Below are 1,705 nucleotides of genomic sequence, written 5' to 3'. Positions count from 1 at the left end.
AAAAACAAGAAAATAAAATAATCTCGGGCATCCGTATTACGGTTGAACACGCCATCGCGGGTATCAAGCGCTTCGGTTGTATGACCCAAATTTTACGGAATCGTAGACCCTTTATTGATGATACCTTTTTACTCCTTAGTGCCGGTCTTTGGAATTTCCATCTCAGAACAGCCTAAAATTTACTTCAATCACCGAAATACCCTTATTTCACTATTAAGCAACACGCTTAGTGTATAGAGACGATGTAGCATATTCTCTCCCTAATCAAGCCTGCGACGCGTTTTTAATGCAGTCAGCCCAATAAAGATGATGGCAGTGGTGGCTAATAAAAGAAAATTGGTCAACAGGACAACATAAATGTCACCGGCCAGAAATAGAGCTTGTAAACTACTAACAAAGTAACGAGCCGGGATCAAATAGGTTACCCATTGAATAACTATCGGCATACTATCAATTTCAAAAATAAACCCTGACAACATAATGGCAGGTAAAAAAGCGGCATTTAATGCAACGATAGCGGCATTAAATTGGTTACGGGTTAAGGTAGATATCAGCAATCCCATACCAAGGGCAGCAGCCAGATAGAGACTGGTAATAATAAATAACAACCAAAGTGAACCACGATAAGGAATATGCAAAATAAAGACTGTGACTAATATGCACAGTAGCATGACAAAGGTGCCTAACAATTGATAAGGTAATAGTTTAGAAAGCAGCAATTCTGTGCGGGTTATTTGGGTGGCAAGTAGGGCTTCCATTGTACCGCGTTCCCACTCGCGGGCAACCACCAGTGAAGTCAGAATGGCACCGACTACGGTAATAATGATACTGATTGCACCTGGAATAATAAAATGTTGGCTAATGGCTGCCGGATTAAACCAGAAGCGTAATTCAGTAACAATTAATGGTTGAGTAGCATAACCGGCGTTTTCACCTTGCTGCTGCTGCCAGGTTTGCCAAATGCCTTTAGCATAAGCCTGTACAAAATAGGCGGTATTTGGCTCACTACCATCGGTAATAACCTGGATCGATGCATGCCCTGAGGGACGATTAAGCTGGCTGGCAAAATCAACCGGGATCACTACTATACCGCGGATTTCACCTGCTTGCATTTTATCTATTAGCAATTTTCGATTATCGCTAATTGTCGCATCAATAAAAGGGGACCCGGTAAAGGCAGCGACAAATTCTCGCACTTGATTATTTTGTTGATTGACTAAAATGCCAAGCCGTAATTTACTTGAATCCAGATTAATGCCGTAGCCAAAAATAAATAGCAGCATTAATGGAATAATGACGGCAATTATCGCACTACTGGGGTCACGTAAAATCTGTTTACTTTCTTTAATACACAGGGGCTGTAAACGACGCCAGGAAAACTGCGCTTCGTGGGCTGATTGTTTTTCTGTTTGGCTCATTGTTTCCCTCGGTCATAGTTAACTATCAAACTAATACACGAGTTTCGCAGTCTCTAAAAAAGAAATATAAATTTAAAAACAAGAAAAAATCAGGATGTTCATATTTTGTCCGGTTATCCATGCATTAAAGATATCTATAAAATATTCTTGCAAGTAAGCAGTGTAAGATACTCTAGTTTGGCGTTATCAGAAGTCAGCCCATCGCCTTTATCTCATGACACGGTTAGCCGATGGTTAAAAAGTAGATGTTTCCGCCCTAAAGACCTATGGCGATTAGTTGAACCTTC

Annotated in this window: 3 protein-coding genes; 2 read left to right on the top strand and 1 reads right to left on the bottom strand. The window is 40.6% G+C overall.

Annotation, left to right across the window (positions count from 1 at the left end):
* Positions 1-17: 17 nt before the first annotated feature.
* Positions 18-176, top strand: coding sequence for a hypothetical protein (locus CBG25_RS21300; protein ID WP_366212646.1), 159 nt, complete (start codon positions 18-20; stop codon positions 174-176).
* A gap of 84 nt (positions 177-260) precedes the next feature.
* Here the strand turns inward: CBG25_RS21300 and CBG25_RS04375 are convergent, their stop codons facing one another.
* On the bottom strand, positions 261-1,418 hold the full coding sequence (locus CBG25_RS04375; protein ID WP_290604845.1) for an ABC transporter permease: 1,158 nt from the start codon (positions 1,416-1,418) through the stop codon (positions 261-263).
* A 105-nt stretch (positions 1,419-1,523) separates the two neighbouring features.
* On the opposite strand from CBG25_RS04375, the gene CBG25_RS04370 reads away from it, so the two are divergent.
* A partial coding sequence (locus tag CBG25_RS04370) for a hypothetical protein (protein ID WP_290604843.1) occupies positions 1,524-1,705 on the top strand: 182 nt, incomplete at its 3' end.

It is taken from the genome of Arsenophonus sp. ENCA (genome assembly GCF_002287155.1).
Classification (GTDB): domain Bacteria; phylum Pseudomonadota; class Gammaproteobacteria; order Enterobacterales; family Enterobacteriaceae; genus Arsenophonus; species Arsenophonus nilaparvatae.
Note: the sequence above shows the minus strand (reverse complement) of the source record. Positions and strands in the feature narration are given on the sequence as shown.

Bases quoted from the DNA above. Each gene is read 5' to 3' on its own strand.
- CBG25_RS04375 (WP_290604845.1), bottom strand. From the start codon at position 1,418: ATGAGCCAAACAGAAAAACAATCAGCCCACGAAGCGCAGTTTTCCTGG.